The organism is Lutispora sp. QWL-02 (assembly GCF_058315355.1).
Map to the genome: position 1 here is coordinate 3,626,021 of NZ_CM177762.1, position 21,798 is coordinate 3,647,818.

A 21,798-nucleotide genomic window follows, 5' to 3' on the forward strand; every position below is an offset into this window, starting at 1 on the left:
ATATCCTTCTTTGAACTCCAATATATATTTGGGGGGGGTTTCCTATTTTACTTTATAAACCTTGACTATATCCTTTGCATCCAATACCCCATAAAGCCCGGGAGTCAAATCCCAGCCTTCAAAGTCCTTTGAATAGCCGTAAGCATTGACCCTTACCCATGTGTTAATCGCAGGAAGCTCATTTACATATTCCTTCTGGAATTCATCCATAAGCTTTATACGGTTTTCATAGCTTGGTTCCTGGGTAGATTTTGCAAGCAATTCATCCATTTTCTCATTTTTATAATTCATAAAGTTGAGCTGGGCATTGGAAGCATATACAGTGCTCAAAGAGGAATCCGGGTCGTCTATTACACCCCAGTCTATAACGTTTATATCGAAGTTTCTCTGCTTTGTAACCCTGTCAGTATATGTGGCAGGATCAACAGGCTTAAGGTTTATCTTTATGCCTGCCTTTTCTGCATTGGCCTTAAATACGTTGGCAATGGGGTCAATATTAGCAGTAGTAGTACGATATATCAATTCAAATTCCAGTTTTTTGCCTGTAGCTGACTCCCTTACCCCATCATTGTCCTTATCAGTATATCCGGAGGATTCAAGAAGATTCTTGGCACCCTCTACATCAAAAGCAGGGAATTTTATATCTGATTTTACAAGATCTTCAAAAACAGGTGATATAGGTGTTTCCATTTTTATTGCCCCGCCCTGCATTGCAGTGTTTACAAGGGCATCTCTGTCGATGGTCATGGCTATGGCTTTGCGAACATTAAAGTCTTTTAGCAATTCATTCTTGTAGCTGAATGCAAAGTATCCGTAACCCAGTGAGTTCACCTTTTTTATCCCAAATTTATCCGGTGTGGATTCCAGCTGCTTTTGGGCTGCTATAGGCAGCGCTGAGCCTGATACATTGACTTCTCCATTCTTCATTGCAAGCACCAGAGCATTAGCATCCGGGAAGACCCTGAAGGTGATGTTTTCTATATAAGCGCCCTGCCCGTCATTGGCTAAAGCCCAATTTTCAACCCTTTCAAAGGAATAATATTCGCCTTTTTTATATTCCTTCAGCTTATACGGGCCGTAGCCTACCCCATTGTATTCAAAATTAGCCGGGTCATCCACATTTTCATAAATATGTTTCGGCATCACATCTATCCAGAAGCCTACCTGAGACATAAAGTTGACCTGGGGGCTTTTCAGATAGTATTTCAAAGTAGTCTTGTCGACGATCTCTGTTTTCTCCACATTGGAATACATATCTAATCCATATCCCAGCTTATGCTTTACAAGATATTCTGCAGTAAAAGCCATATCTTCAGAGGTGAATTCCTTGCCGTCATGCCATGTGAGTCCATCATGCAATGTCACTGTATAAACCTTTGCATCAGAGCTTATATCACAGCTCTTCAATATATAGGGCACTTTATTTCCCTTGCTATCCGTAGCCATCAAAGGCGGCAGTGCAAGATTCATAACCATTGACGAATTCATATCATTAGATAACCATGTTGCCAGATTATAAGGATCTCCAGTGATGCCCACTACCAGGCTCCCTCCTACTGCAGGCTTCACCTCAGCAGTGCTTTCGCCTGCCGGCTGTGCGCTTTGGGGGCTGTTCCCGCCGCACGCAGTAACCAAAAATGAAAATAAAACTATTAGAGTTGTCAATAATACTGCTGTCCTTTTCTTCATAATTCCTATTCCTCCCTTTACTTTGTATCCCTATTTAGAACCTTTCCTGAATATGCTGACTTCAATTGCCCCTTTTCAAGGGTTATTTTTCCGTTGACTATTACCGTATCAACGCCATCTGCCATAGTCAGGGGCTTTCTATAATCAATCTCCTTCGGAGACGGGAATCTGTAATTTTCAAGATCAATAACTGCTATATCAGCAAAGCTGCCCTTTTTCAGTTCTCCTCTTTGCTCAATTCCAAAATGCCTTGCAACCATGGAGGTGTTCCTTCTTACAATCTCCTCCACAGCCACGCCCTTAGAAAGATACATCTGCATGAATATGGGGAAGCCGCCTCTTCGCTGGAGCTCATACCAATCAAAAGGATCTTCCACATCTCCCAGTATTTCATCGGTGCCGACGCATACATAGGGATTCGACACAATGGAATCCATGTGCCCTGTCTCGGGAAAATCTTCTCTTGAGGGACCTCCCAGCCAGAAAACATAGTTATTGTCATCGCCGATCAAATCCAGCATGCATTCGTCTGCATCAATCCCCTTTTCCCGGGCAATATCTTTAACTGACCTTCCTTCTAGGTGAGGGTCTTCAGACAAAATAATAAACTTATCAGATTTATCTCCGGCAAAAATATATGCATCCTTTTTCACTATTGCTCTGCCTTCTTTAGTCAGAAGGGCTTTCTTTACTCCCTCGGGTCCTCCTGCAAACAGCTCATCAGATAGAGCCATAATAAACTGGATAAGCCTTGCCTTGCCGGTGCAATGTCCGGTGCTTCTGGGTATGGTATCCGCTAAAATTTTCAAGCCTGACTCCGCAGCTTTGGCAACCGAATCAAAGGCTTCAGGACATGTAGGCTTGAGATGAGAAACTTGCAGCTTTACGCCTGATCTCCTTCCCACCTCGATAAATTCGTCGGTGGCTTCCTTTATCCCTATGGAATGCCTGAGATGTGCAGCGGCTATTCCGTCGTACTCCTCGACAAGCTTTGCCACAGTGACCAGTTCATCCATATCCGCATACCTGCTGGGCACATAGTCAAGCCCAAAGGATATTCCCCAGGCTCCCTGCTCCATGTTGCGGCGTATTATGCCTTCGATCTTTTCCGCTTCTTCCGGCGTAGGCGGCCTGTCGCAAGCACCTTCCATGATCGACCATCGGATTGTTCCATGGCCCAGCAGGGTTGCAAAGTTTATGTTGGTGCCTTTGTCCTCCACTGCCTTTTTATATCCTGCATAATCATTCCATTGAGGGAATCTTTTTTTGTATTCATCCCTCTGCTTGGTGCTCATCAAGCCGTTTCCCCAGTAATAATCTATTACGTTGTCCACAGGCCCCGGAGCTATGGAATGTCCGCAGTTGCCATTTACCACAGTAGTAACGCCCTGGCGCAAAAACAATTCATAAGTGCCGTCTATCATGCATATCCACTCTTCATGGACATGAGGGTCGATGAAGCCGGGGATCACAATTTTACCGGAAGCATCAATTTCCTTTAAACCTTTTTCATCTATCGCTGTATCGACGCTGCTTATTCTATCCCCATCTATGGCTATATCTCCTAAAAATCCCTTTGCACCTGTGCCATCCACTATACAGCCATTGCGAATTATCAAATCATGCATATACCAATACCTCCTTAATCTCTTGCTTTGGGATTCAGCGCCTCATTGATGCCGCTGCCCAATAAATTGAAACAAATTACATAAATCATGATGAAGAAGCTTGTAAAAAACCACCACCACCATGGATTCGGCGTATCTATTACGGCGCCTGCATCCCAGGCTTTCTTCAGGATCGTGCCCCAGGACCAGGTCGTAGGATCTCCCAGCCCCAAAAAGCTTAAGCCCGACTCGGATAATACGGCCGTCGCCATGACCAAAGTAAGGTTTACTAAAACAGGTCCCGCAATATTCAGAAGAATATGCTTGAACAGTATCGTTTTTGATGATATTCCTACACATCTTGCAGCCTCTATAAATTGCATTTCCGATACCTTCATGGTTGAATTTCGGGCTACCCGTGCCAAAGATGGCCATGCGAACAGTCCTATAACCACAGCCACATTGGTTATGGAAGATCCTACTATGGCGGCTATAACTATCATAAGAGGCAAAACCGGAAGGGTAAGGAATATATCGATTATTCCGTCGATGATTGAGCCTGTGATGCCTTTTTTGTACCCGGATATCAGTCCGGCGGGAATTCCTATGATTGCTGCCACAGCCACAGCCATTATCGACACATAGAGCGAAGTCCGTGCTCCCCATACAACCTCTGCAAATACATCAAGGCCCAAACCATCTGTGCCGAACCAATGTGTCAATGAAGGAGGTTCCATAATCTCCGTACCGTAGCCGGTGGGATATGGTGCGATATAAGGGGCTGCAAATCCCATAAAAAAGATAATCAGTACGCCTATAAGCCCGATTACGGCCAGTTTTTTTCTGACAAATGCTTGGAAAAATGTTCTGCTCTGCATTGATTTAACCTCCTAATTTAATGCGCGGATCCAACCAGGCCACTACTAAGTCTGTGATTATGTTCATGAGCACTACTGCTACAGCTAAAATGAGAAATGCTCCCTGAAGCACCGGATAGTCCATAGCGCTTACAGATTCATAAATAAGCCTCCCTATGCCGGGCCATGCATATACGGTTTCAGTCATCACCGCTCCGCCTACCATTGAACCTATGACCAGCCCTGTCACGGTGATGGTGGGAATGAGAGCATTTTTAAGCGCATGAGTGCGTATTACATATTTATCATTCCATCCCTTTGAAAAAGCTGTACGGATATAATCCTCCTTAAGAACATCTATCATGCTGTTTCGCGTATAGAGTATGATTGTGGCCACATTATTGATAAACAAAGTCAGAGCCGGCAGCACAGCATGTCTTGCCACATCCAAAACATAATCCAGTCCCTTTCCAGGAGGGGGTGTATAAGCACCGCCTGTCGGGAAAAGCTTCAGATAATATGCAAATATATACAGAAACGCAAAAGATAAAAATGGTATAAATATCGAAATCCCTACCACAACCAAAACATTCACCAGCTTATCAAAGGCCTGGTTCCTTTTCTTGGCTGACAGCATTCCTATGGGTATGCCGACCAGCAGCGAAAGGGTTACAGTGATGACCAGCAGCAGCAATGTCCAAGGCAGCTTCTGCATTATGACCTCCGTAACGGGTTCTCTGGTCTTAAAGGATACACCGAGGTTTCCCATAGCAGCCTGCTTTATGAAAATCGCATATTGCTCACCCAGCGGCTTGTCCAGGCCGAATTGCTCCATCATAGCCTTCTGCACCTCAGGCCCCATCTTTGGGTCCACCAGCAAGGTTACAGGGTCAGCCGGCATAAGCCTGATGATGAAAAATGTGATCGTTATGGATACAAATATTGTCAGCAGTCCCTTTAGTCCTCTTCTAAACATATATTTAAGCACCTTATCAATCCTCCTTCCCTTCTGAATATAGATGACAGCGAACAAAATGCTTAGGCTGTACCTCTGTCATCTGCGGATGCACAGTCCTGCACATCTCCATAGCCTTAAAGCATCTGCTTTCAAATCTGCAGCCCATGGGAGGATCGATAGGGCTTGGTATATCGCCTTCCAATATTATCCTCTTCCTCTTCTCCTTTGACTTTGGTTCAGGTATGGCAGATATCAATGCCTCAGTATAAGGGTGAAGAGTTCTCTCGAATATTTTATCCGTAGGAGCTAATTCCATAATTTCTCCCAGATACATCACCATTATCCTGTCGCTTATATGCTTCACTACAGACAGATCATGGCTGATAAACAAATATGTCAAATCCAATTGCTTCTTTAAGCTGTTAAAAAGATTCAATATTTGGGCTTGAACGGAGACATCAAGGGCCGATACCGCCTCATCGCATACCAATATCTGGGGTTCCAGAGCCAAAGCTCTTGCGATGCTGATGCGCTGCCTCTGCCCTCCCGAGAATTCATAGGGATAACGCTCGTACAATTCAGCCTGAAGCCCCACCAGCTCCAATAGCTCATATACCTTTTTGCGTGCCTCACCATAGCTTGAGACAATCCGATTAGCTGCCAAAGGCTCTGCAATGGCATCTCCTATTTTGATCCTTGGGTTTAAGGAAGCATAGGGATCCTGGAATACCATCTGCAGTTCTCTCCTCAATGCTCCGAAATCCCCGGACCTCAGGCTCATTATGTCCTTGCCCCTGTATACGACTTTGCCCGAAGTGTGCTTTATAAGCTTCAGCAAAACCCTCCCCAATGTTGATTTTCCGGAGCCCGATTCTCCTACAATTCCCAGGGTTTCTGATTTATATAGATCAAAGCTGACATTTTCTACTGCATGGACATATTTCTTTTTTCCAAATAGCCCGTTATATACATCAAAGTACTTGGTCAGATCCTTGACCTCTAATATTTTATCCTCCATAAAACCATTACCTCCCTTCAAAGTCCAACCAGCATTGCACATAATGGTTGGGACTCACCTCTCTAATAGGAGGAACGCTGTATTTGCAGCCTTCCGCACATTCACTGCACCTATCTGCAAATCTGCATCCTACTGCAAAGTTTTTAGCTATAGGCACTGTACCAGGTATTGAATACAGCTCCTCCTGCTCAACGGACAGGGATGGTATTGCAGCCATAAGGCCTCTTGTATATGGATGGCATGGATTTTCAAATATTTCTTCCACGCTTCCCTTTTCAACTACCCTGCCGGCATACATTACTACTACCTCATCACATATTTCTGAGACTATTCCTAAGTTATGAGTTATAAGCATCAGCGAGCCCTTTTCCTTCAGCTTTTGCATCAAATCCAGCACCTGGGCTTGAATGGTGACATCAAGGGCGGTGGTGGGCTCATCCGCGATCAGCAGATTAGGCCGGCATACTACTGCCATAGCTATCATCACTCTCTGCCGCATGCCTCCTGAAAACTCATGGGGATATTGATCCAGTCTCTTCTCGGGACTTGGTATGCCTACCAGCTCCAATTGTTCTATCACCTTTTTCCTTATTTGTTCCTTATTCATATCAGGATAATGCTTCCTCAAGACCTCGCCTATCTGGAATCCTACTGTTAAAACCGGATTCAATGATGTCATAGGCTCCTGGAAGACCATGGATATGTCTTTACCCCTTACTCTTTGCATATCCGCCTCCGGCTTTTTCAGCAAATCCTCTCCTTTATAGATGATCTCGCCGCCCTGTAAGACTATGTTAGACGGCAGCAATCTCATTATGGACAAGCTCGTCATACTCTTGCCGCATCCGGATTCGCCCACCACGCCCAGGGCTTTTCCTTCCTCTATGCAGAATGTAACTTTATCCAATAAATTGTATACGTTTCCATTGTCGTCTTTAAAGCCCATGCTGTAATCCTTGAATTCAAGCAGTTTTGTCATCCGCTGCACCCTCCAACCAAGACATAATTATTAATAGTCTATATTTATAAGCAAGATGCATGCCAACTTAAAATTCTTGATTTTTTTGTTTAAATGTTCGCAATGGAAGGAAAAATTCAATTATTGTATATGGGTGGAATAATTTGAATTCGGCTGAATATCTTTTAGAAATTATTTGGGTTATATTAAGTTGTTTTAAGATGCTCGTTAATATCTCAATATATCTCAATAAAACAAAAAAGTTCAGAAACGTCATAAATATTTTTTATTTATGGTGCTGTGTTGTTATATAATTGTTATATAGGGGGATCATGTAGATGATAAGAAATATAAAAATTCCGCACTTTATACTTTATTTTATTCTCTCAATGTTCTATATGGAAAGCATATTGAGGTTATCTGTCACCGGAAGCCTATTTGCTTCCGGTTCCATACTCTCTTTAATATTTTCAATACCCTTTTCAATTGTTTTATATATTCCCTGCTCCTTCTTTAAAGAGAAGACAAATCATATTTTATGTCATATCACCCTTGGCTTATCGGCATTTATTTTCTCCTCACAGCTGCTGTATTACAAGACCTTCAAAACATTTTACACCTTGTATTCAGCCGCAAACGCCGGGCAGATATTTGAGCTGTGGAGGGATATAATAGCCAGCATAGCCAAAAATCTTGTTTGGATTATATTGCTGTTTCTCCCTCTCATATCATCAGTGTTATTGAGAAAGAAGCTGCCATCAATAAAAAGACCCGACAGGCGATACGGAATATTTTTAGCTTGCTGCATCCTCTTATTTCACCTAACGGGGCTTGCTTTTATTTACGCAGCAGGGAGAGGACAATATTCCGCTTATGATCTATATTTTGAAAGCAGCTATCCGGTCCTGTCAGTGAAAAAGCTCGGGCTGGTCACCTCTATGAGGCTGGATGTGCAAAGGCTATTTTGGGGCCGGTCTCCTGCATTAGCAGAATCCCCCCGCAGCCCGCAAGCAGTGCCCCCAAAAACTGCCGATGTTCCGAAAGAGAAGAAGATTGAATACAACATCATGGACATAGATTTTTCTCAATTGATCTCAGCTGAAAAAAATGAAACAATAAAAAGTATACATCAGTATTTCCGGAAGGCGGAGCCCTCCTCAAAAAATGAATATACCGGAAAGTACAAGGGATACAACCTCATATTGATCACAGCCGAGAGCTTTTCTCCTTATGCAGTGCGCCGGGACGTCACTCCCACCCTGTACAAATTGGTCAATGAAGGCTATAATTTCACAGGCTTCTACACGCCTATATGGGGAGTAAGCACTTCAGACGGCGAGTATGTGGCATATACGAGCCTGATCCCTAAAACCGGCGTTTGGAGCTTTTATAAATCCGGCAAGATATCAATGCCCTTCGTATTGGGCAATCAGTTAAAGAATCTGGGCTACAAAACCCTGGCTTATCACAACAATACCTATACCTACTATAGGAGAGATGTGTCCTATCCGAATATGGGCTATGCCTATAAAGGATTGGGGAGTGGGCTGGAAGTAGAAAAGACCTGGCCTGAATCAGACCTGGAAATGATGGAAAAAACAATACCGGAATATATCGGCAAAGAGCCCTTTCATATCTACTATATGACAGTCAGCGGGCATATGAGATACTCCTTTGCAGGAAACGCTATGGCTTCAAAAAACAAAAAATATGTGCAGGGCCTGCCCTATTCGGAACCCTGCAAAGCATATATAGCTTGTCAAATAGAGCTGGACCGGGCATTGGAATATTTGCTGAACAAGCTTGAAGAGGCGGGCATAGCGGATAGAACTCTCATAGCTTTAAGCTCTGATCATTATCCTTATGGACTTGAGAGCGATGAGCTGGAAGAACTGGCCGGTCATCCTATAGAAAAAAACTTTGAACTCTTTAAGAACAACTTTATCCTGTATACAAAAGGTATGAAGCCGGTCGTTGTCGATAAGCCCTGCTCAAGCCTCGACATCCTCCCCACGCTTTCCAACCTTATGGGATTGGAGTACGACTCAAGGCTCCTCATGGGAAGGGATATATTCTCAGACTCCGAACCTCTGGTCCTATTCAACAATAAAAGCTTCATAACCGATAAAGGCTCCTATAACGCAGAGAGCAGAGTTTTCATCCAAAAGCAAGGAGCAAAGGTTGATGAGGACTATATAAAAGCAATCTCCGAAACAGTAAACGCAAAATTTTTTTATTCCGCAAGGATACTTGAAACCAACTACTATAAATATGTGTCAAATAAATAAGCGCCGATTATATTTTTAAGGAGGAGCTTCATGAAAAAAATTAAGTTGATTTTGGAATCTCACGGATTGGCAAGCACCTTTGAGATAGTATATCCCTATGAGGGAGAAATAGTAATGCCCGGGATAAGCCGTGAGGATATACTGGCAAAATTGAACAAAGAAGCACAGGTCGTGGATATAATAATGATAAGAAATATGGAAGGCAAAATAGAATACGAAGCAGTGTTGAAATATTTCGGACAAAATTTAAGAAATTATAATAGCACTCTTTAACAGCCCAATAAAAAATGAAATATTATATTGAAATATATTTTCGTATGTGATATCATTTTAAATATTAAATTCGATGATGGTTCAAAGTAGATTGGTAACAATTCTTCAGGGAGAAGCTGCCTTAGATTGAAAGCAGCTTTAGGATATGACCGATTGAAGTTCGCTCCGGAGAAGCCGCCTGAAAGCTTTATTAGGGTAGGCCGCAATTTCCCGGCGTTATTTTGGGAAGGGGTATCGGATATTTCCCGTACTCATTGAGGCTGCAGTCTATTTATTAGACAAAGGGTGGTATGATGAAAATTGCTTTTCATCCCTTTGGGGATGGAAGGCTTTTTATTTTTGTAGCATATATCAGGAGATATTCCGGCACTTCAAAAGAGGACAACAATGTCAAATTGGGTGGTACCGCGGAGTACAGTCGCTTTCGCCCCAAAGGAAAGCGGCTGATATTTTTTTGGAGGTGCATCATATATGAAAATGAATCACGGAAAGAAAACAAGTGATGAAAGCAAGTTATCAGCAAAATCAACAGCAGAGGAAAAAGCGAGCATACGCTGCCAGAAATATAAAAACGGCCTTTGCGATAACTGCCTGAGTTGCATGGCAATACGATCCGTTGTGCTGGCAGAATCACCGGAATGTAAAAAAAGTGAAGATGATGAAGCAAGAGAAGAACTTGAGAAAAAACAAGCGGAGAAGCTAAGGGAGACCGTTGCCTTGCTGAAAAGCAAAGTGCCCTATTATAGCAGGCTTCTTAAAGATATAGAAGTTGATGACATTCAGTCAATAAGAGATACAGAGAAGCTCCCTTTCACAACCAAAGAGGATCTGAGGTGCAACTACCCATTCGGATTGTTTGCAGTGCCTAAAGAAAAACTGGCCAGGATCCATGCCTCCTCAGGCACTACCGGCAAGCCCACCGTAGTCGGATATACCTCCGGTGATATCGACAGATGGGCTGAAATGATCGCCCAGGAGCTTGAAGCTATCGGTGTAACAAAAGAAGACACGGTGCAAGTAGCTTATGGATACGGACTTTTTACGGGTGGTCTGGGATTGCATTATGGAGCAGAAAAATTAGGTGCTACTGTGGTGCCCATATCTACCGGCAATACAGCAAAGCAGCTGCAGCTCATGCAGGATTTTGGCACCACTGTTTTGGCCTGTACTCCCTCATATGCATTACATCTTGCGGAAGCCGGAAAAGATCGAGGCATTGATTTTCACAAGCTTCCCATAAGGATAGGAATATTAGGAGCAGAGCCTTGGACTGAAGAGATGAGGCAGGAGATTGAAAAAGCTTACGGCATAAAGGCATATGATATATACGGCTTAAGCGAAATCATAGGTCCTGGAGTAGGCTGTGAATGCAGCCAGCGCCAGGGGCTCCATATAAACGAGGAGCATTATATAGCCGAAATAATAGATCCGGAAACAGGAGCGGCCTTAGATTATGGCCAAACCGGCGAGCTGGTGCTTACATCAATTGCAAAAGAGGCCATGCCCTTGCTCCGCTATAGAACAAAGGATATCACTACCCTTTACCGTGAGCGCTGCGGCTGCGGCAGCCTAAACGTGAGGATGGACAGGGTAACCGGCAGAAGTGATGATATGCTTATCATCAAAGGGGTCAATGTCTTTCCTTCCCAGATCGAAAGCGTGATAATGAGCATGCCTAAATTACTTCCCCATTATAATATCGTGTTAAGCAAGAAAGGCAAGCTTGATGAGCTTTTGGTCCAAGTAGAAACGGAGCTTTCCTGCAATGATGGTGCGATAGCAGCAGATAATCTAAAAAGAAATATCATGGATATAACCGGTATCGCAGCAGAAATAGAACTGCTGCCGCCAAAAACCCTTCCAAGAAGCCAGGGCAAGATCAGCAGGGTTACGGATTTGAGGTATAAAACCGTATAGAACCAAAGGAGTTCATGTTATGAAAAACATGAACTCCCTTTACTTTTATTCCTCTTCTTTTGTTTCTTCAGATTGTTTTTTTACCTTTATCTTAGTTATCCTCTTATCATCCACTTCTTCAATGCGGAATTGCACTCCGTCAAACTCAACTTCGTCCCCCACCTCGGGCATTTTACCCGAAAGGCTCAAAACCATACCGCTTATAGTGTCAAACTCCAGCTCATCCTCTGGAAGCTCAGTATGCATTATGTCATTGACCTCATCAATGCTGAGCATACCGTTGATCAAATATGTATTATCATCAAGCTGTTCATACTCCAGCACCACATCATCATATTCATCGAAGATGTTTCCTACGATTTCTTCCAGCAAATCTTCTATAGTAATAAGCCCGGCTGTACCGCCATATTCATCTATTACAATGGCTATATGGGTCTTGGATTTCTGCATCTCTTTAAAAAGCTCATCTATCTTTTTATACTCGGGCACAAAGTAGGCGGGCCTGATAATATCTTTTAAAGAAACTTTAAATTCTTTTCCATACTTCATCATGCCGAATAAATCTTTAACATATAACAATCCCACTATATTATCTATTGTATCTTCATATACAGGTATACGGGAGAAATGCTCTTCAACAATCACTTCCATAATTTCCTCAAGGGAAGCGTTTATATTGATAGCCGCTATATCTGTTCTGGGTGTCATTACTTCCTTAACCACTGTGTCGTCAAATTCAAAGATGCTGTTGATCATTTCCGTCTCTGTTTCTCTGATGATCCCTCTCTCTTCTCCTACATTTATCATAAGACGTATTTCTTCTTCGGTAATTTGGCTTGAATTATTTTCTGCGGAACCTCCAAACATCTTGACTATGAAGTTTGTGGAGAAGGTCAAAAGCTTGACTATAGGAAAAGCAATCTTAGAAAGGAACAAAATTGGCTTCGCTACGGCAAGGGCAACCTTATCGGACCACTGCAGAGCCATCCTCTTAGGTACCAGCTCTCCCAGAACTAAAGTTATGTATGCCATGAGCATGGTTATAAATATAAAGGAAAAAGAATCTGCATATGTAGATATAATTGCCAGGTTCGATTTTTTTAGTACTTCAGCCAAATATACAGCAAGAGTCTTAGCACTCAGCGCGCTGGCAAAGAAGCCTGCAAAAGTGATTCCTACTTGAATGGTAGCAAGCAGCTTGCTCGGTTCTTCAATAAAATTATCTACAATTTTGGCGGCTTTGTTTCCCTCTTCTATGAGAGGCTTCAGTTTCGATTGCCTGATAGATACTATTGCCATTTCGGAAGCGGCAAAGAATGCGTTAATCCCTATCAGTAATAAGATTACAAACATTTGCGACCACAGGTCCCCGTCCATTAAAAAAATTCCCCCTAATAAAGTATTTTGTATAATATTATACTATTTATCTTAGCATATACCAAGTCAATATTTTCCTGAATTATGCAATCTAGACTATGGTATTGTCCCTTTACTCCTGCATATTGCTGATATCTTGCAAGCAAAATTTAGACAAGAGCCCTTATCTAAAAGATAATAGTTCTTGTCTCAAGCCGGATATAAAAACAAATATCAACAGGCCTATAAAAATCTTATCACATTTTCGCTCCAGAAAAAGGACAAGCAATATACCAAGAAAAAACAAATCTTCAAAAGTAAAGTTGGCTGATACAAAATTCACAACTTTTATTATATCCAATTTTATCTCCCTGCCTTAAAACCCAATCTTTCCATCATCGCAATCACATTCATAGCCTTTACACAATCGTCCAGGGCTTTTTGCCTCTTATCGGATACAAATGGTTTTATCGAGTTTAAGAAAACTATCCTTTTATCGTTTTTATTTCCATCGAAGAATTTTTCCATAATATTGTTTAAAAGGGTTTCATCGAATAAAGCTGTCAAAGGATTTTGATAAGCCGTATTCTCCGCCCTTTTATCTTCGCCGTCATTTACCTCATTTTTTTTTTGATTGCTCATACCTTTTATGAGCATTCCCATTAATTCATCTTTTAAGCCATCAAAGTCATTACTTTTGAGCATATTGCTCAGCCTCTGGCTTGAACCGTCCTGACTGTTTTGATTATCTAAATACTGAATCAATTCCTTTTTAAGACCTTCAATATCCCCTCTGTTTATTTTATCCTTTACATCTTGGCTTATATTTATGTTTGGATTATTGTTTATCTGGTCCATAACCATTCTTTTCATTTGCTGCTGATCAATATTGTTTAAATCCACCCCAGGCATCTGTTCAGATATTTTCTCCTTTATAGATTCAATATCTCTTTCATCATACCTGTTATTGTTTCTACCATAAGCCATGCAACTACCTCCAAAAGTCTTATTTTAGTATACGAGCCTCCTGCGCTCTTTTTGGCTTTTTGCTTTCCTATAAATTATATCTTTGCTATATTTGCCGCACTCTATATCTTCTTTACCGCATTGGTCGCTTTCTTCCTTTAAGCCTTTGTTTTTCACGATAGGTTCGGAGCATCTTTGGGGCAATATACACACCAAAAACAGCAAAAGCAGTATCCATATAATGTCTTTATCCAATATTTCATCAAAAAAACCCATACCAAAACCCTCCTCGGGATATAAGAACCTCTTTAGCAGACACTAAACAGGTTCTAATCTATTCTCACTTCTATTTTATTCCCTAAGCTTATTTTGGTTACAGCTTTTCCTTAGAAGTTTTAAGCCCGGTTCAAGCCGGGCTTAATCTTAAAATATTCTTTTGCCGCAGAAGCAGAAGAAAAACAGTATAATCAGTATTATCCATATTCCATTGTTACCCAGGAAATTGCCGCCTAATATGCCGCCTCCGCATCCTGAGCCGCCGAAGCCTCCGCAGAAAAAGAGTATCAGGAGTATTATCCAAATCCAGTTAGAACCGAACAGGCCCCCCGTCGGCTCGCAGCATTCTTGTGATGCTATGCCCATATAAGCACCTCCTTATGGGCTTAAATTAACCTTCTGTTAAATTCCTACTCCAAAGAAAGTTCTTCCAAACCCTCCGAAAGCAATTACTGCAAGTATTATGATAAAGAAGAAATTGCTATCCCTGCCTCTTGTAATGCAGGAAGCCAATAATATGAAGAGCACAAGCAGCAGCAAGAAGGAGAATTCGCCTGGTTTGCAGAAGTCTGCTATCCCTGCAACAGGCCCGCAGCCAGTCCCTATACCTGCAACATTACCGCATAAACCCATATCTACACCTCCTTTATTCTGAATATAAGAAATTGTTGTATCTTAGACCCAGGCTAAGCCTGGGATCTTTTGTGCTTATAGGCCTGTTCCGAAGAAAGTTCTTCCAAAGCCTCCAAAGGCTATTACTGCAAGTATTATGATAAAGAAGAAGTTTTTCTCAACTCCTTTTGTTACACAAGATGCCAAGAGAATAAACAAAAGCAGCAGCAGCAAGAAAGAGTTTGAATCAAACGCTCCTAATACATTATCAAAATTACCTGACATTAAAGCACCTCCTTCCTGATAAAGCTGAAGCGGCTTTATTTGATACTAAAAGAATTCTCCGAAGAAGGTTCTTCCAAAGCCTCCAAAGGCTATTATTGCAAGTATTATAATGAAGAAGAAGTTATTAGTGATGCCTCGTGTAACACAAGATGCAAGGAGTATAAAGAGAAGCAGCAAAAGCAAGAAGGAATTCTCACCGGGGCAGCAGCACTTTTCTTCTACAATAGGAGCAACAGGTCCGCAGCCAGCACCTGCAACATTACCGCATAAACCCATATTTACACCTCCTTTTTATATTTTTTAATCATTATATCAGGAATTTGAGCTTATCTTGAGCACCCAGGGCAAGGATGGCAAGAGCTATAATAAATATGAAATTGCTGTTTTTGCAGCCGCTGGCCAGAAGTATGATGAGCACCAGCAATAACAAGAATATATTGTTCATATATAACCTCCTCCCATCCAAAGGGTTGTTCTCTCTCTTCCCACTTCTATACTATGTGCAGGTCCTTTTTTTGTTACAGCATGACTTAATATTTCTAAACTTTTTTTGGTCAGGCTTTGGTTGAATTTTTCAGCCTATTGCTTTATCATTTCATTAGGCAACTGTTTGTGCTGCAGCAAGCCAATCATTAATAAAAGTAGAAAAGGATGATCATATATGTCTAAAATTCAATTGAAGCCGGGAACCATGCTTTACCCGGTTCCTGCGGTAATGGTTTCATGCTCGCATAACGGGGATAACAATATAATTACGATAGCCTGGACGGGCATAATTTGTTCGGATCCCCCCATGCTTTATATTTCAGTGCGCCCTGAAAGGCATTCCTTTGAAATGATAAAAAATACTGGTGATTTTGTAGTCAACCTGCCCAATAAGAAGCTTTGTAAAGCATTGGACTTCTGCGGGGTTAAATCAGGGAGAGAGGTAAATAAATTTGAATATTTGAGCTTGACTCCTGAAAAGTCCAATTTGGTAACATCCCCTTCCATAGGAGAGGCCCCGTTGAGCTTGGAATGCAAGGTAAAAGACATTATACCGCTGGGCTCTCACCATATGTTCATTTCTGACATTGTAGGAGTTTCGGTAGATGAATGGCTCATGGACGAGAAACAAAAAATACATTTATCAAAAGCAGATCTGATATGCTACAATCATGGAGAGTATTGGAGTCTGGATGAAACCCTGGGCTTTTTCGGATATTCCATAAGAAAGAAACAAAAAATAAAGAGGGAAAGAGGATAGTTATTCTCTTTCCCTGAATTTGTTTTCTATATAGCTGAATATGATCCTGGATTTCTCGCTTATGGAGCTTTTTGATACCTTATATTTATCAGCCAGCTGCCGCTGAGTCACTTCCTTACAAGTAAATCTACAATATGCAAATTCCAAAGCGGCTGCCCATATCTCTATCTTCCCTATACTAGGGACTTCCGGATATGATGATTTTATGAAATCATACCAGATATCTTCCACTATTTTCTTATAAGGTGTCTTATAGCAGCTTTTCATCATCTTCAGCGTTTTATTCTTTACTTCTTCCCATTCCTTTTTCCACTCATCTTCAAGCAGCCCATCAGGCTCAATGGTTATCTCCTTTATCTCCCCATCCATAAGCACATAATAGGGCTCTTTCGCGCCTATCTTGTTGAGCAGAAAAGCAGCTTCTATCTTTATGTTCTTATCGATATCCGGCCTAAGAATATATTTTCTGATCACTTCTTCAAGCTCGATTATATTTTCTTTTCTTATTTTATTGAAGACCATCTTCCTCAGCACAATCTTATCAAAGCTTATGACAAAATATATGATGTCCTTGATATGCTCGTCACCAGCTAACCGCGCTTTTGCTTCGCCTTCCCTTAAAGATAAGAATTCATATATTATATCTATTCTTCTTCCTACTTCCTCTTTAGGGAGCTGATAAAGATAGGGCATGTATTTGAATTCCCTAATGCCTTCTTGGGTTTCAACAGCTATATTGAAATAATAATCTCCAAGAAAATTCTCTTTATCGGTTTCTTGAAGCCTTTCCCATAGTGCTGCCGCTTCTTTAAACTTTCTGCAGTTAAATGCGGCTACTGCAGTTAGATGGACATATTTCGGGTTTTCTCCGTTTATCCTGAGGAGCCTTTTGTATGCATCATAAGCTTCTTTATACCTGTTAAGGCAGCCCAATGTGTCAGCGATCTTATATGCATAATCCTCATTTTCCGGATACAGCTTTTTGATGATGCGTATCTGTCTTTCCAGCAAGCTGCTTATTCCAAGCTTGTTATAATATATTGCAAGATTGCAGTTTGCATGAACGTTGCCTTGCTCATATGCAAGCACTTCTTTTGCCATGGCTATTGCTATATCTATCTTGCCTAAGTAGTAATTTGTCAAGGATAGATTATTCTTCGCAGGGACTGCGTTAGGAAGTTTTGAGACCACTTCTTCAAGGTTCTTCAGAGCCTTTTCGTAATCTCTTCTTTCCATGAACTTTATTGCATCCTCTTCTATTTTGTATATCTTCTCCAGTTCCTCATCGTCAAGGTTATTATTAGCATCTATGATCATTGTAAGCATTTCCACCAGATGCTCCGCTTCTTCTGCAAATTCTCCATAAGGAGCAAGGCTTAAGTATTTCTCAAAGTATCCCAATGCCTTTTTAATCTTTTGGATCTGAAGAAAATTGCAGCCCAACCCGAAATAGCATTCATCATAGCATGGATCCAAGTTATTTACTATATTCAGAAGCACACTGGAAGAATGTTCTATATGACCAAGTTCAGCCAAAAGGCCGGCATAGTTGAACTGCATGTAGCTGTCGTCAGGTTTTATATTTACTGCTTTTTCAATATATCTTAAAGCGGTTTTCAATCTGCCGTTCTGCAAATACTTAAAGCTTAAGTCAAAGTAAAAATCCGCTTCCCTTTCAAAAGGTACGACTTTTTTTTCTCTCATAATACACCACCCAAACGCCTTTCGGGATTTTAATACAAAGTTTTGAATCCTCCCGGTAATATGATTTTAAATAAATTTCTTTTTTCGTTGTTTATAAATTTTACCCTTCCATGATCTGAAAAGGAATTCTTTATCCTTTTTAGACCTGAACCTGTCTTTAAAAATCTTTTTTTCTCGTCCAGAACCAGCAGTCTATGATAAAGCCAATTGTTCCGTCTATAGGGGTTATTTTCATTCAACAGTGACTGGACCCCATCCAGATGGCATAATGCCCCCGGATTGCTGACTTCAATATGACCGCTTGCAATATATATTATAATCTCTCTTCCATAGCTGAAGTAATCTCTATGAACCACCGCATTGGCAACTGCCTCAAATAGGGCTGCCATAGGATAATCCGGCTTTTTTATGAGATTTTCAAGGTATTCCTCCACATGGTTCAGCATAGAAGTTATATCCCCTTCAAAGTATCGTGCCGTCCTTGTCTTTCCATCTATTACCTTTATTCCTGCATGAGGAAGAAATTGCTGGGGTTTATAGCCGAATACGAGCATCCCTCCTATAGTGGGATGAAATTTATCCAGATCCTCCTCCCTGCAAAGTATACCTAATCCCTCTAATAAAGGATATATGTTGTCAATCTTTTCATACTCTATTTTTAAGCCGGAATTAGCAAGATACTCCATCAAAATGTTTGAATCAAGCTGATCTACATGTACATTATTCAAAGCTGTTGTCTCGTACTGCAAAAGCCCTGAATCCTGGAGCATGCCTGCAATTTCTTCTCTTCGAGCTATGTCTGTAGTCGATCCTCTTCTGAGATAAAAAGAGCCATTCTGGAGTATCTGATGAGGTTTTTGGCTGCTTTTGTATATAGTAAGAACTCCTATTGCTTTTTCATCATAGCTCATCATATCAAATCTTATCATGATAGGAGGATCGCATCTTTGGCTGATTATTTGCTGAATCTGCTCTTCCAGATGGGGCATCTCTTCTATGCCGACCACCCTCTTAGTTTTATCCTCTATGCCAAATATGATATATCCTCTTCCTCCCTTTGAATTTGCAATGGCGGATACATCCTTAGCCAGCTCTTTTTTTTCCCATTCGGTTTTAATTGACAGCATTTCTTTAAAATCCAGCTTGGTTGATTCATTCTTATCCAGAAGTGCCGAGAGTCTTTGCTTATTCATGTAACGCACCCCCATTTTGCAAATTCTAATTTTAGTTTACCATAATGAAAATAAATAACATAGTGCCATATGTATTATTATCTAAATTTAAATAAAATACAGCGGTAGTCGTCGCTACCGCTGTATTTTGTGATCATATAAGCCTGTTCATCATAAGATGTATGTCTAAATCCATATTGCTTGAAGGTTTCCCATCAAGGATCTTCTCAATACTCTCATATATTGCCATCCAATTATCCTTCTCTATTGAAAGCGGCGAATCCTTTATTGCCTTTTCGTCTTTAAACTGAGAATGGCTTATATATAACTCATTGATTAAACTCATCATAAAACCCCTTTTCTTAATAAACAATTTTCCATAAATTTTTTTGATTTTAAAATTTGCTTCTTCTCCCATTGCATGTGATAATAATCATCCATGTCATCCCCTCCCATTTTTTGAGCACAAAAAAAGATCATGGAGTTCCATGACCTTAAATGCAATCAATACAATAATAAGCAGCAATCAAACCGCCGGATAAATAATTAAAGTCACAGACCATACAGCCTGCGACTTAAATCCATAATAATACTATAAAGACATCTATAGCGGTTATAATTTCTTCGCAGGCAAAAATATGAAGTTGTATTCCGCATTTGTTAAAAATCGTTCTGTTCTAATCATGTTTTTGCCTCCTTTCAAATAATCCATTAAAATTATATTTAACATGTTTATACTATAACATGAAATTTATTCCTTAGCAATATCTTTTTCATAAGTCAATTATTACAATATTATTACAGGGCCTGCCTTTTACCACTTTATATTGTTTTTATATGCGTATATGGCAGCTTTAGTCCTGTCATTAACATTTATTTTTCTAAATATGCTTGATACATGGTTTTTTACGGTTTTTTCGCTGATAAACAGCTTGTCTGCTATATCCTTGTTGTTCATACCATCGGCTATAAGGGATAAGACCTCATATTCCCTTCGCGTTAGTTCATTTTCGGTGCTGCTTCTGTAGGTTTTTGTGCTGTTGAATTCACGGACCAGTTCTGCAGCAAGCTTGGGCTGTATGTATGATTCTCCTGCATAAGCATCTTTGATAGCTTTTGTCAGGGATACGGAATCCGAGTCTTTAAGCACATATCCCAATGCACCCAATTCTAAAGTTTCCAGCAGATATTCTCTTCCTTCATGTATGGTTAACACAACGGTTTTGATATCAATATTTTCCTCTTTAATTTTTTTTAATGTAGGTATTCCTCCCATTACAGGCATATTGATATCGAGGAGCAGAACATCAGGATTAAGCTCCTTAATCCTTTCCAGAGTCTCCAGACCGTTTGAAGCTTGTCCTATGACCTCAAAGTCCTCCTCCAGCTCCAGAATTTGTTTCAGACCTTCTCTAACCAGAGAATGATCATCAGCTATCAGTATTCTAATCTTTTTCATATTGTACCTCCCCATAAACATCAATAGGTATAGTAATTAATATTTTTGTGCCGTTCCCCGGTGAAGCATTAAGCTCAAATTTGCCATTGAGAAGCAAAACCCGCTCCTCCATGCTCATCAAACCATACCCGCTATTCTCGTCGGCCCTCTTTATAGAATCTCTGCTAAAACCTACTCCATTGTCACTGATCACAATATTTATGTTCTTCTTTGTCAGCTCGATCTTAACCGATGCCCTTGTGGCTTTTGAATGTTTTTTAATATTGTTCAATGCTTCCTGAACAATCCTGAAAGCTGCAAGCTCAATCACAGGAAGCAGCTTTACCCGGTCTCCGAAAAACTTGAATTCAGCAAATATTTCAGATTCCTCATTATGCTGAGTTACAAGCCTCTCTACGGTAGGTATCAAACCAAGGTCATCCAAAGACATGGGTCTTAAATCATAGATTATCTTTCTCACATCTTTAAGGCTGGAGCGCATAACCGTCCTAAGTCCACGCAATTCTTCCTTGGCTTTATTTCTGTCAATATCTATAAGCTTCTCACACAATTCAGATTTTAGAACCAAATTGGCAAGTATCTGCGCAGGACCGTCATGTATCTCTCTGGACAATCTGTATCTTTCCTCTTCCTGGGCCTGAATTACCTTTATTCCAAGATATTGCTTTTCCTTGAAATCTTCAAGCTGTACATGAATATTTTTTAAGTCTCCGCTTAAATATCCTAATACGACCCCGATTTGAGATATCAGCTTTTCTGCCTTCTTCAGAGTTTCTCTTGCTGACCTGAGCCTTAATTCCAGTTCTGTCCGGCGGTTTACCAGGATTTGCTCATCATTTTTTTTCACCATCAGCTGGAGCTGCAGATCCTTTGCCTTTTCATAGACTTCCTTTATATCTTCTTCATCAAAATCTTTGAAGTTTTTATTAACAATCATGAGCCTGTATCTGATATCCTTTTCCAGTTTAGTCAGCTTATCTACCTGTAATATTATTTCTTCAGTCTTTATTTTTACCTGGTTAAGCTCATTTTCGATCATCTTATATTGATTTCTTGACTCTTCGGCTATCTCATATATCTGATTCTGGCTTTTTTCTATTGCCTCGAGAGTATTTTGTATAATTTTAGTCAGCTTATCAATAATTAACATCCCCTTT

The 21,798-nt window shown here is 40.7% G+C and carries 24 protein-coding genes; 4 read left to right on the forward strand and 20 right to left on the reverse strand.

Going from position 1 to position 21,798, the window contains the following annotated elements; all coding sequences use genetic code 11:
* Positions 1–42 precede the first annotated feature (42 nt).
* The 6 genes from AC4HCY_RS17205 to AC4HCY_RS17230 are packed head-to-tail and all read right to left on the reverse strand — an operon-like array spanning position 43 to position 7,108.
* Positions 43–1,689, reverse strand: coding sequence for an ABC transporter substrate-binding protein (locus AC4HCY_RS17205; protein ID WP_323432197.1), 1,647 nt, complete (start codon positions 1,687–1,689; stop codon positions 43–45).
* 17 nt (positions 1,690–1,706) lie between these two features.
* Positions 1,707–3,317, reverse strand: a complete 1,611-nt coding sequence (locus AC4HCY_RS17210; RefSeq protein ID WP_491094733.1) for an N-acyl-D-amino-acid deacylase family protein — start codon at positions 3,315–3,317, stop codon at positions 1,707–1,709.
* Positions 3,318–3,331: 14 nt separating this feature from the next.
* Positions 3,332–4,174 carry an ABC transporter permease gene (locus tag AC4HCY_RS17215; protein WP_323432199.1) on the reverse strand — a complete coding sequence of 281 codons (843 nt, stop codon included), beginning with the start codon at positions 4,172–4,174 and terminating at the stop codon, positions 3,332–3,334.
* A gap of 4 nt (positions 4,175–4,178) precedes the next feature.
* Complete coding sequence (locus AC4HCY_RS17220; RefSeq protein WP_323432200.1) at positions 4,179–5,141, reverse strand: ABC transporter permease; 963 nt, start codon at positions 5,139–5,141, stop codon at positions 4,179–4,181.
* 4 nt (positions 5,142–5,145) lie between these two features.
* Positions 5,146–6,129, reverse strand: a complete 984-nt coding sequence (locus AC4HCY_RS17225) for an ABC transporter ATP-binding protein (protein WP_323432201.1) — start codon at positions 6,127–6,129, stop codon at positions 5,146–5,148.
* 7 nt (positions 6,130–6,136) lie between these two features.
* On the reverse strand, positions 6,137–7,108 hold the full coding sequence (locus AC4HCY_RS17230) for an ABC transporter ATP-binding protein (RefSeq protein WP_323432202.1): 972 nt from the start codon (positions 7,106–7,108) through the stop codon (positions 6,137–6,139).
* Positions 7,109–7,425: 317 nt separating this feature from the next.
* On the opposite strand from AC4HCY_RS17230, the gene AC4HCY_RS17235 reads away from it, so the two are divergent.
* The 3 genes from AC4HCY_RS17235 (at position 7,426) to AC4HCY_RS17245 (ending at position 11,565) form a co-directional block, all read left to right on the forward strand.
* Positions 7,426–9,375: an LTA synthase family protein gene (locus AC4HCY_RS17235; protein WP_491094735.1), complete on the forward strand. Its 1,950-nt coding sequence runs from the start codon at positions 7,426–7,428 to the stop codon at positions 9,373–9,375.
* A 30-nt stretch (positions 9,376–9,405) separates the two neighbouring features.
* On the forward strand, positions 9,406–9,648 hold the full coding sequence (locus tag AC4HCY_RS17240) for a hypothetical protein (protein WP_323432204.1): 243 nt from the start codon (positions 9,406–9,408) through the stop codon (positions 9,646–9,648).
* 471 nt (positions 9,649–10,119) lie between these two features.
* Positions 10,120–11,565, forward strand: coding sequence for a phenylacetate--CoA ligase family protein (locus tag AC4HCY_RS17245; protein ID WP_491094736.1), 1,446 nt, complete (start codon positions 10,120–10,122; stop codon positions 11,563–11,565).
* 45 nt (positions 11,566–11,610) lie between these two features.
* On the opposite strand, the gene AC4HCY_RS17250 is transcribed toward AC4HCY_RS17245, so the two are convergent.
* From AC4HCY_RS17250 to AC4HCY_RS17290, 9 genes are all read right to left on the reverse strand, one after another.
* The gene (locus tag AC4HCY_RS17250; RefSeq protein ID WP_323432206.1) at positions 11,611–12,942 is read right to left on the reverse strand and encodes a hemolysin family protein; all 1,332 of its coding nucleotides are present in this window, start codon (positions 12,940–12,942) and stop codon (positions 11,611–11,613) included.
* A gap of 163 nt (positions 12,943–13,105) precedes the next feature.
* Positions 13,106–13,282: a hypothetical protein gene (locus tag AC4HCY_RS17255; protein ID WP_323432207.1), complete on the reverse strand. Its 177-nt coding sequence runs from the start codon at positions 13,280–13,282 to the stop codon at positions 13,106–13,108.
* Positions 13,283–13,284: 2 nt separating this feature from the next.
* Complete coding sequence (locus AC4HCY_RS17260; protein WP_323432208.1) at positions 13,285–13,908, reverse strand: hypothetical protein; 624 nt, start codon at positions 13,906–13,908, stop codon at positions 13,285–13,287.
* A gap of 24 nt (positions 13,909–13,932) precedes the next feature.
* On the reverse strand, positions 13,933–14,163 hold the full coding sequence (locus tag AC4HCY_RS17265) for a hypothetical protein (protein WP_323432209.1): 231 nt from the start codon (positions 14,161–14,163) through the stop codon (positions 13,933–13,935).
* Positions 14,164–14,310: 147 nt separating this feature from the next.
* On the reverse strand, positions 14,311–14,529 hold the full coding sequence (locus AC4HCY_RS17270; protein ID WP_323432210.1) for a chorion class high-cysteine HCB protein 13: 219 nt from the start codon (positions 14,527–14,529) through the stop codon (positions 14,311–14,313).
* Positions 14,530–14,565: 36 nt separating this feature from the next.
* A complete protein-coding gene (locus tag AC4HCY_RS17275) occupies positions 14,566–14,796 on the reverse strand; it encodes a hypothetical protein (RefSeq protein WP_323432211.1) in 231 nt (76 codons plus the stop codon).
* 75 nt (positions 14,797–14,871) lie between these two features.
* Positions 14,872–15,060: a hypothetical protein gene (locus AC4HCY_RS17280; RefSeq protein ID WP_323432212.1), complete on the reverse strand. Its 189-nt coding sequence runs from the start codon at positions 15,058–15,060 to the stop codon at positions 14,872–14,874.
* Positions 15,061–15,105: 45 nt separating this feature from the next.
* The gene (locus AC4HCY_RS17285) at positions 15,106–15,336 is read right to left on the reverse strand and encodes a hypothetical protein (protein WP_323432213.1); all 231 of its coding nucleotides are present in this window, start codon (positions 15,334–15,336) and stop codon (positions 15,106–15,108) included.
* Between the two features lie 31 nt (positions 15,337–15,367).
* Entirely contained in the window at positions 15,368–15,505 is a 138-nt protein-coding gene (locus AC4HCY_RS17290) for a hypothetical protein (RefSeq protein ID WP_255227523.1), read from the reverse strand.
* A 216-nt stretch (positions 15,506–15,721) separates the two neighbouring features.
* On the opposite strand from AC4HCY_RS17290, the gene AC4HCY_RS17295 reads away from it, so the two are divergent.
* On the forward strand, positions 15,722–16,306 hold the full coding sequence (locus tag AC4HCY_RS17295; RefSeq protein ID WP_491094737.1) for a flavin reductase family protein: 585 nt from the start codon (positions 15,722–15,724) through the stop codon (positions 16,304–16,306).
* On the opposite strand, the gene AC4HCY_RS17300 is transcribed toward AC4HCY_RS17295, so the two are convergent.
* From AC4HCY_RS17300 to AC4HCY_RS17320, 5 genes are all read right to left on the reverse strand, one after another.
* A complete protein-coding gene (locus AC4HCY_RS17300) occupies positions 16,307–18,010 on the reverse strand; it encodes a tetratricopeptide repeat protein (protein WP_323432215.1) in 1,704 nt (567 codons plus the stop codon).
* Between the two features lie 29 nt (positions 18,011–18,039).
* Entirely contained in the window at positions 18,040–19,203 is a 1,164-nt protein-coding gene (locus AC4HCY_RS17305) for an RNA/DNA-binding domain-containing protein (protein ID WP_491094738.1), read from the reverse strand.
* A gap of 133 nt (positions 19,204–19,336) precedes the next feature.
* A complete protein-coding gene (locus AC4HCY_RS17310; RefSeq protein WP_491094739.1) occupies positions 19,337–19,531 on the reverse strand; it encodes a hypothetical protein in 195 nt (64 codons plus the stop codon).
* 465 nt (positions 19,532–19,996) lie between these two features.
* Complete coding sequence (locus tag AC4HCY_RS17315) at positions 19,997–20,641, reverse strand: response regulator (RefSeq protein WP_491094740.1); 645 nt, start codon at positions 20,639–20,641, stop codon at positions 19,997–19,999.
* Positions 20,628–21,791 carry a sensor histidine kinase gene (locus AC4HCY_RS17320; protein WP_323432219.1) on the reverse strand — a complete coding sequence of 388 codons (1,164 nt, stop codon included), beginning with the start codon at positions 21,789–21,791 and terminating at the stop codon, positions 20,628–20,630. Before AC4HCY_RS17320 ends, AC4HCY_RS17315 begins: the two co-directional genes overlap by 14 nt.
* Positions 21,792–21,798 lie beyond the last annotated feature (7 nt).